The organism is Mycobacterium sp. IEC1808, from assembly GCF_002101935.1.
In the GTDB taxonomy this organism is placed as follows: Bacteria; Actinomycetota; Actinomycetes; order Mycobacteriales; family Mycobacteriaceae; genus Mycobacterium.
The window spans coordinates 89014-100534 of the sequence record NZ_LQPV01000068.1 but is presented as its reverse complement, the minus strand read 5'-3'; the positions used below and the strand labels follow the sequence as shown (position 1 = coordinate 100534).

The 11521-nt window shown below is 70.8% G+C and carries 13 protein-coding genes; 2 read left to right on the top strand and 11 right to left on the bottom strand.

Features of this window, described 5'->3' with window-relative positions; genetic code table 11:
- The first annotated feature begins 84 nt into the window (after positions 1-84).
- Entirely contained in the window at positions 85-549 is a 465-nt protein-coding gene (locus AWB92_RS26765) for a peroxiredoxin (RefSeq protein WP_068177757.1), read from the top strand.
- 82 nt (positions 550-631) lie between these two features.
- Here AWB92_RS26765 and AWB92_RS26760 read toward each other — a convergent pair whose 3' ends face one another.
- From AWB92_RS26760 to AWB92_RS26750, 3 genes are all read right to left on the bottom strand, one after another.
- Positions 632-1735: an ionic transporter y4hA gene (locus AWB92_RS26760; RefSeq protein WP_085191060.1), complete on the bottom strand. Its 1104-nt coding sequence runs from the start codon at positions 1733-1735 to the stop codon at positions 632-634.
- A 64-nt stretch (positions 1736-1799) separates the two neighbouring features.
- Positions 1800-2624 (bottom strand): SAM-dependent methyltransferase, encoded by an 825-nt coding sequence (locus AWB92_RS26755; RefSeq protein WP_085191058.1) that lies wholly within the window; start codon positions 2622-2624, stop codon positions 1800-1802.
- Between the two features lie 7 nt (positions 2625-2631).
- Positions 2632-3486, bottom strand: a complete 855-nt coding sequence (locus AWB92_RS26750) for a helix-turn-helix domain-containing protein (RefSeq protein WP_085191396.1) — start codon at positions 3484-3486, stop codon at positions 2632-2634.
- A 59-nt stretch (positions 3487-3545) separates the two neighbouring features.
- On the opposite strand from AWB92_RS26750, the gene AWB92_RS26745 reads away from it, so the two are divergent.
- Entirely contained in the window at positions 3546-5069 is a 1524-nt protein-coding gene (locus AWB92_RS26745; RefSeq protein ID WP_085191056.1) for a serine/threonine-protein kinase, read from the top strand.
- Between the two features lie 61 nt (positions 5070-5130).
- On the opposite strand, the gene hisI is transcribed toward AWB92_RS26745, so the two are convergent.
- Genes hisI through hisD form a run of 8 tightly spaced genes read right to left on the bottom strand, consistent with a single transcriptional unit; the run spans position 5131 to position 11521 of the window.
- Positions 5131-5478, bottom strand: a complete 348-nt coding sequence (hisI, locus tag AWB92_RS26740; protein WP_085191054.1) for a phosphoribosyl-AMP cyclohydrolase — start codon at positions 5476-5478, stop codon at positions 5131-5133.
- Positions 5475-6260 carry an imidazole glycerol phosphate synthase subunit HisF gene (gene hisF, locus AWB92_RS26735; protein WP_085191052.1) on the bottom strand — a complete coding sequence of 262 codons (786 nt, stop codon included), beginning with the start codon at positions 6258-6260 and terminating at the stop codon, positions 5475-5477. The genes hisI and hisF overlap by 4 nt, the downstream gene beginning before the upstream one ends.
- A 1-nt stretch (position 6261) precedes the next feature.
- On the bottom strand, positions 6262-7074 hold the full coding sequence (locus AWB92_RS26730; RefSeq protein ID WP_085191050.1) for an inositol monophosphatase: 813 nt from the start codon (positions 7072-7074) through the stop codon (positions 6262-6264).
- Positions 7075-7078: 4 nt separating this feature from the next.
- Positions 7079-7813, bottom strand: coding sequence for a bifunctional 1-(5-phosphoribosyl)-5-((5-phosphoribosylamino)methylideneamino)imidazole-4-carboxamide isomerase/phosphoribosylanthranilate isomerase PriA (gene priA, locus AWB92_RS26725; RefSeq protein ID WP_085191048.1), 735 nt, complete (start codon positions 7811-7813; stop codon positions 7079-7081).
- Positions 7814-8431 (bottom strand): imidazole glycerol phosphate synthase subunit HisH, encoded by a 618-nt coding sequence (gene hisH / locus AWB92_RS26720; protein ID WP_085191046.1) that lies wholly within the window; start codon positions 8429-8431, stop codon positions 7814-7816.
- The gene (gene hisB / locus AWB92_RS26715) at positions 8428-9045 is read right to left on the bottom strand and encodes an imidazoleglycerol-phosphate dehydratase HisB (RefSeq protein WP_085191044.1); all 618 of its coding nucleotides are present in this window, start codon (positions 9043-9045) and stop codon (positions 8428-8430) included. The genes hisH and hisB overlap by 4 nt, the downstream gene beginning before the upstream one ends.
- Complete coding sequence (locus AWB92_RS26710) at positions 9042-10178, bottom strand: histidinol-phosphate transaminase (RefSeq protein WP_085191042.1); 1137 nt, start codon at positions 10176-10178, stop codon at positions 9042-9044. The genes hisB and AWB92_RS26710 overlap by 4 nt, the downstream gene beginning before the upstream one ends.
- On the bottom strand, positions 10175-11521 hold the full coding sequence (hisD, locus tag AWB92_RS26705; protein WP_085191039.1) for a histidinol dehydrogenase: 1347 nt from the start codon (positions 11519-11521) through the stop codon (positions 10175-10177). The genes AWB92_RS26710 and hisD overlap by 4 nt, the downstream gene beginning before the upstream one ends.

The window sequence follows — 11521 nt, the reverse complement described above, 5'->3', positions numbered from 1 at the left end:
GGCCCGCGAGCGTAACGTGGCTGCGATTTCAGGGCCCGCTTTTCGCACTGCCGTTACGCTCGCGGCACGCGTAGCGTGACGCGCATGAAACCTGGTGACACCGTGGCCGACTTCGAGCTCCCCGACCAGACGGGAACGCCGCGCAAGCTGAGCGCCCTGCTTGCCGACGGCCCCGTGGTGCTGTTCTTCTACCCCGCCGCGATGACGCCCGGCTGCACCAAGGAGGCCTGCCACTTCCGCGACCTGGCCTCCGAATTCGCCGCCGTCGGCGCCAACCGGGTCGGCATCAGCGCCGACCCCGTCGAGAAGCAGGCCAAGTTCGCCGACCTGCGCAAGTTCGACTACCCGCTGCTGTCGGACACCGAGGGCACGGTCGCCGCGCAGTTCGGCGTCAAGCGTGGCCTGCTCGGCAAGCTGATGCCGGTCAAGCGCACGACGTTCGTCATCGACACCGACCGCACAGTGCTCGACGTGATCGCCAGCGAATTCAGCATGGACACCCACGCCGACAAGGCGCTGGAGACGCTGCGGGCACGGTCTTCGGCGTAGCACCGCCCTCCTCGCGAACAGACGCAAAATCGCCCTAAATCGTGTCGTTTTGGGCGATTTTGTGTCTTCTCGCGGTCTTTGATCAGGGAATGATCGCCAAAAACACGTAGGCGGCGAGCAACACCAGGTGCACCTCGCCCTGCAGCCGGGTGGCGCGGCCGGGCACCACGGTCAGCATGCTGATCACCACGGTCAGGGCCAGCAGCACCAACTGAGTGGGCGCCAGGCCGAGCACCAGCGGCCCTTTCAGCCAAATGCTCGCCAGCGCGATGGCGGGGATCGTGAGCCCGATGCTGGCCATCGCGGAGCCGTAGGCGAGATTGAGGCTGGTCTGGATGCGGCCGCGTCGGGCCGCGCGCACCGCCGCGAGCGTCTCGGGCAGCAGCACCAGCATCGCGATCACGACGCCGACGAACGACTGGGGGAAGCCGGCCGCCGTCACCAGGCGTTCGACGGCCGGCGACTCCTGTTCGGCCAGGCCCACCACCGCCACCAGCGCGACGAGCAGCAACACCAGGCTGACCAGCGCCGCACGCGCGCTCGGCGGGTCGGCGTGGTTCTCGTCCTCCTCGAAGAGCCGCTTCTGGCCCTTCTGCGCGACCGGCAGGAAGAAGTCGCGATGCCGGACGGTCTGGGTGAACACGAACAGCAGGTAGAGCAGGAGCGAGATGACCGCCGTGAAGATGAGCTGGCCCGGCGAGAACTCCTTGCCGGGATGGCTGATGGTGAACGCGGGCAGCGCGAGGCTCAGGGTCGCCAATGTCGTCAGCGTGGCCAAGGCGGCTCCGCTGCCCTCGGCGTTGAACAACGTCACGCCGTAGCGCCGGGAACCCCACGACAGCGACAAACCCGCGATCCCGTTGGTGGTGATCATGAACGCGGCGAACGCGGTGTCCCGGGCGAGCGTGGCCGCCTCGTTGCCGCCCGACGCCATCAACTCGACGATCAGGGCCACCTCGATGATCGTCACCGCGCCCGCGAGCACCAGCGACCCGAACGGCTCGCCGACGCGGGCCGCGACCACCTCGGCGTGCTGGACGGCCGCCAGCACGGCGCCGATCAACAGCACGGCCTGCAGCGCGATCAGCACCGGCCCGAGGTGCTCGCCCCAGGTGGCGGTCAGCACGAAGACGGCGATCACCGGCACCGCTGTGGTCCAGGACGCCCAGGACAGCCGTTTCAGCATCGCCCGCCATTGTCGCCGATGACGCGCACCGGCGCCCGACGGGTGCGCCCGGGTCAGGCCGGCTTCACGCCTTGGTCGCCGCCACGAAGTAGCCGCGCGGCACGCCGGGCACGTCCATCGGGACGACCGGGTGCTCCCAACGGTGCCACCGACTGCGGGGTTCGGCCACGTCGGTGACGACGGCGGTCCAGCCGCGGCCCTCGACGAGGGCGCCCGGTGTGTCGGTGCCGAAGACCCATGGCGCGCCGAGGCGGCGCATGAATTCCTGCGTCGACTGCAGGAACGGCGCCTCCAGCAGGGTCTGGCCGATCACGTTGTAGAGCAGCACATGCCCCGGGGCCGACAGCGCGTCGATGCGCGCGAACAGGCTGTCGACGGCCTCCGCCTCGATGTACTGCAGCAAGCCCTCCACCAGCCACGCCGTCTTCGCCGATGACGAATACCCTTGGCGGACAAGCGCTTCCGGCCAATCGTCGGACAGGTCGATGCCGACCGCGACACGGCGGCATCGCGGCGTCGCACCGGCCAGTCGCTCGTCCTTGGCCGCGATCACCTGCGGCTGGTCCACCTCGTAGACCGTCGTGCCCGGTCGCCACTGAAGGCGGTATGCGCGGGCGTCCATGCCGGCGGCCAGGATCACCACCTGCGACGCGCCGTCGCGCTGGGCGTCGAGCAGAGCCTCGTCGAAAAAGCGTGTGCGAATGGCGATCTCCGCCGGCGACTGTCCGGTCGCCGCGACCGCGTCGGCCAGCAACCGTCGGCCGTCGTCGCCGGCCAGCCGTTCGGCGAACGGGTCGGCGAAGAGCGGCTCGTCGCGCCCGGCTTCCTCGGCGCGCACCGCCGCCGCGAGCAGCCCGGTGGCCGCTACCGCTTCTCTGGTGTTGTCCATGCCCCGATCATGACGCCGCCGGCGTGGGCGGTATTGGATTTTTGTGCCCCTCGACGGGGACGTGGCTGGGCAGCACGAGCGGCTGCCGACCGTATTGCGTCGGCGTCATCGCGGTAAACGCGCGGAACTCGCGAACGAAGTGTGCCTGGTCGAAATAACCGGTGTCCGCGGCGATGCGCGCACCGCCCGCGGTCGCCGCGCCGAGCTGCCGCAGCGCCGCCTGCAGGCGACGCACCCGCGCGTAGGCCTTCGGCGCCAGCCCGACCTCGGCCCGGAACAGCGCGATCATCCGCTTGGTCGACAGCCCCGTCAGGCGGCGCAGTTCGGCCATCCGCACCGAGGGGTTGGCCTCGACGGCCCCCAGCGCGGCGGCGACACCCGGGTCGCGGCGCACGGAGAACCGGGCCCGCGACAGCAAGAACTCTTCGAGGATGCCGAACCGGGCGGCGACCGACGGGGCGGCGATCAAGCTCTCGTGCAGCTCGCTGCCGCTGCGCCCCCAGATGTCGTCGAGGCCCACGGCGACGTCTTGCAGGTCGCCGAGCGGGATCCCGAGAAACGGAAACGCGCCCCCGGGCCGGAAGTGAATGGCCATGGCGGGCTCGTCGGCCGCGATGTCTGTGATGTACGCCGCGCGGTGCGGTCCGGTCACGACCGCGGGCGGAACCGTCAAACGGGTGCGGCCGTCGGCGGCGTAGAAGTCCAGGCGCTGACGCCGCCCGACGTCGAAGACGATGGTCACCGCGCCGCGGGGCAGCGCCCGGCTTCGGTAGGTGGGCCCGCGGTGTCGCCAATGACCGAAGAACTCGACATGCTCGGCCAGGGGCCGCGCGGGCCGGTACAGCGCGGGTCGGGCCGACACCATGGGCAGCTCCTTGCGATTACGGCTTTGCGTGTCCGCTGGCTCAGTACCATGCTCACATGCCAGAAAGCGGTGCCCGCAGCGCAGGCCTGACCGAGGGGCAGGTTTTCGCCGGGTACACGATCATTCGGCGTCTGGGGACCGGCGGCATGGGCCAGGTGTATCTGGCGCAGCACCCGCGGCTGCCGCGCCGCGACGCCCTGAAGATCCTGCCCAGCGAGCTGACCGCGAACGACGAATTCCGCCAGCGCTTCAACCGCGAGGCCGACCTGGCGGCGAGCCTGTACAACGAGCACATCGTCGGCATCCACGACCGCGGGGAATACGACGGGCAGCTGTGGATCTCGATGGACTACGTGGAGGGAACCGACGCGGCGAAGCTGCTGCGGACTCAGTATCCGTCCGGGATGCCGAAAGCCGATGTGGTCGAGATCATTTCGGCCGTCGCCGACGCGCTCGACTACGCCCATTCACGCGGGCTGCTGCATCGCGACGTCAAGCCGGCCAACATCCTGCTCACCGATGCAAGCCCGCGACGGCGAGTTCTGCTCGCCGACTTCGGGATTGCCCGCGAGCTCGGCGACATCAGCGGCCTGACCGCGACCAACATGTTGGTGGGCACCACCGCGTACTGCGCGCCCGAGCAGCTGCAGGGCCTCGACGTGGACGGGCGGGCCGACCAATACGCGCTGGGCTGCACCGCGTTCGACCTGCTGGCCGGGTCCGCCCCGTTTCACCACTCCAACCCGGCGGTGGTCATCACCCAGCACCTGTCCGCGCCGCCGCCGAACATCAGCGAGCGCAGGCCCGAGCTGGCCGACCTCGACGGCGCCATCGCCAAGGCCCTCGCGAAGAAACCCGAGGACCGCTACCCGACGTGCGCCGACTTCGCCGCGGCGCTGGGCGGCCAGGTCGGCACCGCCGCGTCAGAAGTGACCGCCGGGCCCACCACGGTCATTCCGGCGCCGACGGCGGTGATCCCGAAGTCCACGAGCGCGCCGCCGCCCGCGCCCAAGGCAGGCGGGCGCGGCCCGGTCGTGGCGATCGCGGCCCTCGTCGCAATCGCGGTGGTCGCCGTCGGCGCCTACTTCGGGGTTCGCGCCCTGGGCACCCGAAGCCACCGGCACAACCCCGCCGCGTCGTCGGCGTCGGTCGCGCCGTCGGCGCCCGGCAACGCCGCTACAACCCCGGCGCCGATCCAGCTCTCCGGACAGATCACCGATCAGTCGGGCGTGCTGGGCCCGCTCGAGTACGACGCGGTGAACCGCGCGCTCACCAACCTGTACAACGGGCGCGGCACCCGACTGTGGGTGGTATACGTCCCGAGCTTCGGCGGCCTCAAGCCGTTCAAGTGGGCCGAAAACGTCATGGTCGCAAACCATTTCACCGATAGCGACGCCATCCTGGCGGTGGCCACCGGCGAAACCGCGTTTTCCTTCCGGGTGCCCAACGCGGCGCTCACCGGAAAGGCCATCGACTTGGAGATGATCCGCCGTGATCGCATCGCGCCGGCCGTGTTCCGCCACGAATGGGCGCGCGCCGCGATCGCCGCGGCCACCGGGTTGGACGTCGCGCCGAGCTGAGCCGATGGCGGCGACCCGCAGCGCCCGGCTACGCCGCGCTTGCGATCGCCACTAGGATCGATCAGTCCTGGGGCCCCAGCAACTGGTCGGCGTCGAAGCAACTGTGATCGCCGGTGTGGCAGGCGGCGCCGACCTGATCGACGGTCAGCAGGACGGTGTCCCCGTCGCAGTCCAGGCGCACCGAGTGGACGTGCTGGGTGTGGCCCGAGGTCGCCCCCTTGATCCACTGTTCGCCGCGGGATCGCGAATAGTACGTGGCCTCACGGGTTTCCAGGGTCCGGGCCAGCGCGTCGTCGTCCATCCAGGCGACCATGAGCACGTCGCCGCTGCCGCGCTCCTGTACGACGGCGGTGACGAGGCCTTCGGCGTTGCGCTTCAACCGCGCGGCGATGTTCGGGTCGAGCGTCATCGGACCGTGATCTGTTCTGCCGCCATCGCGGCCTTCACCTGGCCGATGGTCAGCTCGCGGAAGTGAAACACGCTGGCCGCCAAGACCGCATCCGCCCCGGCGGCGACGGCGGGCGCGAAGTGTTCCACCGCCCCGGCTCCGCCGCTGGCGATCACCGGCACCGTGACGGCCGCGCGGACCGCGCGCAGCATCGGCAGGTCGAAGCCCGCCTTGGTGCCGTCGGCGTCCATCGAGTTGAGCAGGATCTCCCCCACCCCGAGCTCGGCGCCGCGGGCCGCCCATTCGACGGCGTCGATGCCGGTGCCCCGGCGCCCGCCGTGGGTGGTGACCTCCCAGCCCGACGGCGTCGGCGCCGATCCGGCGGGCACCTTGCGGGCGTCGACGGACAACACGATGCACTGAGAACCGAATTGCGTTGCCATTTCGGCGAGCAGGTCGGGCCGCGCGATCGCGGCGGTGTTGACGGAGACCTTGTCGGCGCCCGCGCGCAACAGGGTGTCGACGTCGGCCACGGTGCGCACCCCGCCGCCGACCGTGAGCGGGATGAACACCTGCTCGGCGGTGCGGCGCACCACGTCGAGCATGGTCGCCCTGCCCGACGACGACGCCGTCACGTCCAGGAAAGTGAGCTCGTCGGCGCCTTCGGCGTCATAGGCCGCGGCCAGCTCGACCGGATCACCGGCGTCGCGGAGGTTTTCGAAGTTGACGCCCTTGACCACCCGCCCGGCGTCGACGTCCAGGCATGGGATTACCCGCACGGCAAGGCCGGTATCCGCGTACATCTCAGTAGTCCTCCGGATCGCCGACGGCACGCAGGATCTCGAGGATCTCGCCGTGCGCCCCGGGCGCCGCGGCCAGCACCGAGTCCGACTTGGGCGTCCACGGTTCGCCGGCCAGGTCGGTGACGATGCCACCCGCGGACCTCACCTGCGCCACCCCGGCGGCGTGATCCCATACGTGTCCGCCGAAACTTATTGCGGCGCCCAGTATTCCGTCGGCGACGTAGACGAGGTCGATGCCGGTGGAGCCGTGCATGCGCAGCCGCGACGAGACCCGGCTCAGGTTCTCCAGCAGGGCAATCCGGTAGCGCCCCGGGAACCGGCCGCGTGAGTCGGCGCTGAACGTTCCGACCGCGAGGAGGCTGTCGGCGAGCTGCGTGTTTTCCAGGGACGGTTGCGGCGTACCGTTTTTGACCAGCGGACCGCCCGCGATGGCGGTGTAGCGCTCGCCGACGAACGGCAGCCAGGTCAGGCCAGCGACCGGCTCGCCGTCGTGCAGCAGGGCCAGCAGGATCGCGGCCATCGGCGACCCGGCGGCGTAATTGAACGTGCCGTCGACGGGATCCAGCACCCACACCCACGGCGAGTCCACGTCGGTGCCGCCGAATTCCTCGCCGTGCACGCCGATCCCAGTGGTGGCCTGCAGCGCGGTGACGACCTGCCGCTCGATCGCGAGGTCGATCTCGGTGGCGAAGTCGTTGCCCTTCTTGGCAACCGCGGAATCGGCGCGGTGGCCCTCGAGGAAGCGCGGCACCGCGGCGTCGAGGATGACGGACGCCTTGTCGACCAAGGGCGACACCATCGCGTTGAGGTCCATGTGGCTAGGCCCTCACCGCGGCCAGGGCCTGCGGCAGGGTGAACCGCCCGGCGTACAGCGCCTTGCCGACGATGGCGCCCTCCACCCCGCGGTCGGTGAGCGTGGTGATGGCGCGCAGGTCGTCCAGGCTCGACACGCCGCCCGACGCGATCACCGGGGCCGCGGTGCGGTCGGCCACCGCGCCCAGCAGCTCCAGGTTGGGGCCGCCCAGGGTTCCGTCCTTGGTGACGTCGGTGACGACGTACCGCGAACACCCTTGGCCGTCAAGGCGTTCCAGCACTTCCCAGAGGTCGCCGCCGTCGCTCTCCCAGCCGCGTCCGCGCAGCCGATGCTGGCCGTCAACGATCTGCACGTCGAGCCCGACGGCCACCTTGTCACCGTGTTCGTCGATCGCCCGCGCGCACCATTGCGGGTTCTCCAAAGCGGCCGTGCCGAGGTTGACCCGCGCGCAGCCGGTGGCCAGCGCGGCGGCCAGCGAGTCGTCGTCGCGGATCCCGCCGGACAGTTCCACGTTCACGTCGAGCTCGCCCACCACCTCGGCGAGCAGCTCGCGGTTGGAGCCGCGGCCGAACGCGGCGTCTAGGTCGACCAGATGGATCCACTCGGCGCCGTCGCGCTGCCAGCCCAGCGCGGCGTCCAGCGCCGAGCCGTACTCGGTTTCGCTGCCGGCTTTGCCTTGCACCAGGCGCACGGCACGGCCCTCGACCACGTCGACGGCCGGTAACAGAATCAACGGCATTTACAGTCCCTCAACCCAATTGCTCAGCACGGCCGCTCCGGCGTCACCGCTCTTCTCCGGGTGGAATTGGGTGGCGGACAGGGGGCCGTCCTCGACCGCGGCCAGGAACGGCACCTGGTGTGTCGCCCACGTCAGCAACGCCTCGTCCGAACCCTCCCAGCGCTGTGCGGCGTAGGAGTGCACGAAGTAGAAGCGAGCGTCGGCGGCCAGCCCCTTGAACAGCACGCTGCCGGGCGCGGCGTTGACGACGTTCCAGCCCATGTGCGGGATCACCGGGGCGTCCAGCCGCGTGACGGACCCCGGCCACTGCCCGCAGCCCCTGGTCTCCACTCCGAATTCCACCCCGCGGGCGAACAGGATCTGCATGCCCACGCACACGCCCAGCACGGGGCGCCCGGCGGCCACCCGCTCGGCGATGATGCGATCTCCCCCGACCTTCCGCAGGCCCGTCATGCAGGCCTCGAAGGCGCCGACCCCCGGCACCACCAGCCCGTCGGCTGCCGCAGCGGCGCCCGCGTCGGCGGTCACCTCGACCGACGCGCCGACCCGCTGCAGCGCGCGTTGCGCCGACCGCAGGTTGCCCGAGCCGTAGTCGAGCACCACGATTGATTTCGTCACAGAACACCCTTGGTGGACGGCACACCCGACACCCGGGAATCGAGCTCGACCGCCTGACGCAGCGCGCGGGCCACCGCCTTGTACTCGGCTTCGGTGATGTGGTGCGGGTCGCGGCCGTACAGGACGCGCACGTGCAGCGCGATGCGGGCATTCGAGGCCAGCGTCTCGAACACGTGCCGGTTGACGACGGTGTGATACGGCACCGAGCTGCCGGTGATCGTGGTGTGCTGCAGGTGATCCGGCTCGCCGGTGTGCACGCAGTAGGGACGCCCGGACACGTCGACCGCGGCGTGGGCCAGCGCCTCGTCCATCGGGATGAAGGCGTCCCCGAAGCGCCGGATGCCCTTCTTGTCGCCCAGCGCCTGCCCGAGCGCCTGGCCCAGCGCGATGGCGGTGTCCTCGATGGTGTGGTGGCCCTCGATCTCGGTGTCGCCCTTGGTGCGCACGGTCAGGTCGAAGCTGGCGTGGCTGCCCAGCGCCGTGAGCATGTGGTCGTAGAACGGCACCCCGGTGTCGACCTCGACCTGTCCGGTGCCGTCGAGGTCGAGCTCGACGACGATGTCGGATTCCTTGGTGCGCCGTTCGATTCGCGCGCGGCGTGCTTCGGTGGTCACGGGGCTCCTACTGAGGTGGCTGGGGCCAGTTCGGTGGCCGCGATCTGGGCGCTGGCCCGCAGGAAGGCGTCGTTCTCCTCGGCCAGGCCCGTCGTGGCGCGCAGGTAGCCGGGGATGCCGACGTCGCGGATCAGCACGCCGGCGTCCAGGTAGCGCTGCCAGGTGGCCGGCGCGTCGGCGAATTCCCCGAACAGCACGAAGTTCGCATCGCTGGGGATCACCCGAAAACCCATGCTGCTCAACGCCGTTGCGACCCGTTCCCGTTCGGCGATCAGCGTGGCGACGCTGCCCAGGGTGTCGTCGGCGTGCCGCAGCGCGGCGCGGGCCGCGGCCTGGGTGACCGACGACAGGTGATACGGCAGCCGCACCAGCAGCATCGCGTCGATCATCGCCGGCGTGGCGATCAGGTAGCCGAGCCGGCCGCCGGCGAACGCGAACGCCTTGCTCATGGTGCGGGTGACGACGAGCTTGGTCGGATACTCCTGGACCAACGCCACCGCGCTGGGCTGCGAGGAGAATTCGCCGTAGGCCTCGTCGAGGATCAGGATGCCCGGCACCACGTCGAGCAGCCGCCGCAGGTCGTTGAGCGAAACGCTTTGCCCGGACGGGTTATTCGGGCTGGCGACGAAGACGACGTCGGGTTGGCGTTCGGTGACGGCAGCGACCGCGGCGTCCACGTCGAGGCTGAAGTCGTCGGCGCGCGCCGCCTCGAGCCACTCGGTGCGGGTGCCGTCGGCGATGATCGGGTGCATCGAGTAGGACGGGACGAACCCGATCGCGCTGCGCCCCGGCCCGCCGAACGCCTGCAGCAGCTGTTGCAGGATCTCGTTGGAACCGTTTGCGGCCCAGAGGTTTTCGACGTCGAGCGGGGTCCCGGTCTGGGCGGTGAGGTAGGCGGCCAGGTCGCGGCGCAGGGCCACCGCGTCGCGGTCGGGGTAGCGGTGCAGGTCGACCGCGGCCTCGCGCACCGACCGCACCACGTCGTCCACCAGCGCCTTGGTGGGCGGGTGCGGGTTCTCGTTGGTGTTCAGGCGCACCGGAACCGCCAATTGCGGTGCCCCGTACGGCGATTTGCCGCGCAGGTCGTCGCGCAGCGGCAGGTCGTCCAGCGTGGGCTGCTTGCGTTCCGTCATCGCTCGAACCTCCGCCGGACCGCCTCGCCGTGCGACGGCAGGTCCTCGGCCTCGGCCAGCGCGACCACATGTCCGGAGACGTCTTTCAGCGCCGCCTCGGTGTAATCGACGACGTGGATGCCGCGCAGGAACGTCTGCACCGACAGGCCGCTGGAGTGGCGGGCGCTCCCGCCGGTCGGCAGCACGTGGTTGGACCCGGCGCAGTAGTCGCCGAGGCTCACCGGGGCATACGGGCCCACGAAAATGGCTCCGGCCGAACGGATCCGGCCCGCGACCGCTGCCGCGTCGGCCGTCTGGATTTCCAGGTGTTCGGCGGCGTAGGCGTTGACCACCTCGACGCCGGCGTCCAGGTCGTCGACCAGGATGATCGCGGACTGGGGGCCGCTTAGTGCGGCCGTCACCCGTTCACGGTGCACCGTCGTTTGCAGCTGGGCGGCCAGCTCGGTGTCGGTGGCGGCGGCCAGGCTTTCGCTGGGGGTCACCAGCACACTGCCCGCCATCTCGTCGTGCTCGGCCTGGCTGATCAGGTCGGCGGCCACGTGCGCGGGGTCGGCGGTGTGGTCGGCGAGGATGGCGATCTCGGTAGGCCCCGCCTCGGCGTCGATGCCGACCCGGGAGCGGCATAGCCGCTTGGCGGCGGTGACGTAGATGTTGCCGGGGCCGGTGATCATGTCGACCGGCACCAGCTCCCTACCGTCGGTGTCGGTGCCACCGTAGGCCAGCAGCGCGACGGCCTGGGCGCCGCCGACGGCCCACACCTCGTCGACGCCGAGCAGCCGGGCCGCGGCCAGGATCGTCGGGTGAGGCAGCCCGTCGAAGGCGGCCTGCGGCGGGCTGGCCACCACCAGCGAGCCGACCCCGGCGGCCTGCGCCGGAACCACGTTCATCACCACGCTGGACGGATAGACAGCGTTGCCGCCGGGTACGTACAACCCGACGCGCTCGACGGGAACCCACCGCTCGGTGACCGTCGCGCCGGGGCCGAGCGTGGTGGTGACGTCGGTGCGGCGCTGGTCGGCGTGCACGGCGCGGGTGCGCTCGATCATCACCCGCAGCGCCTCGGCTACCGCGGGGGCCAGATCGGCCAGTGCCTGGTCGAGCGCCGCGGCGGGCACCCGGACGGCCGGCGGCCGCACCCCGTCGAAGGAGGCGCCGTATTCCAGCGCCGCCTCGGCCCCGCCCTCCGCGACCGCCTCCACGATGGGCCGCACCGTGGGCAGCACGCTGTCCACGTCGGCGCCGCCGCGCGGGAGCGCCGCCCGCAGCCGGGCGGCCGTCAGCTGCGCGCCGCGCAGGTCAATGCGGGCGATCGGCGACGGTTGGGTGGGGGTCACGTTGTCCAT

What these genes read in the sequence shown, in the direction of transcription:
- AWB92_RS26765 (WP_068177757.1), top strand. Translation starts at nt 85, where the DNA reads ATGAAACCTGGTGACACCGTGGCCGACTTCGAGCTCCCCGACCAGACG.
- AWB92_RS26730 (WP_085191050.1), bottom strand. Translation starts at nt 7,074, where the DNA reads ATGGACCTCAACGCGATGGTGTCGCCCTTGGTCGACAAGGCGTCCGTC.
- AWB92_RS26760 (WP_085191060.1), bottom strand. Translation starts at nt 1,735, where the DNA reads ATGCTGAAACGGCTGTCCTGGGCGTCCTGGACCACAGCGGTGCCGGTG.
- AWB92_RS26710 (WP_085191042.1), bottom strand. Translation starts at nt 10,178, where the DNA reads ATGACGGAACGCAAGCAGCCCACGCTGGACGACCTGCCGCTGCGCGAC.
- hisF (WP_085191052.1), bottom strand. Translation starts at nt 6,260, where the DNA reads ATGTACGCGGATACCGGCCTTGCCGTGCGGGTAATCCCATGCCTGGAC.
- hisD (WP_085191039.1), bottom strand. Translation starts at nt 11,521, where the DNA reads ATGGACAACGTGACCCCCACCCAACCGTCGCCGATCGCCCGCATTGAC.
- hisI (WP_085191054.1), bottom strand. Translation starts at nt 5,478, where the DNA reads ATGACGCTCGACCCGAACATCGCCGCGCGGTTGAAGCGCAACGCCGAA.
- AWB92_RS26745 (WP_085191056.1), top strand. Translation starts at nt 3,546, where the DNA reads ATGCCAGAAAGCGGTGCCCGCAGCGCAGGCCTGACCGAGGGGCAGGTT.
- priA (WP_085191048.1), bottom strand. Translation starts at nt 7,813, where the DNA reads ATGCCGTTGATTCTGTTACCGGCCGTCGACGTGGTCGAGGGCCGTGCC.
- AWB92_RS26755 (WP_085191058.1), bottom strand. Translation starts at nt 2,624, where the DNA reads ATGGACAACACCAGAGAAGCGGTAGCGGCCACCGGGCTGCTCGCGGCG.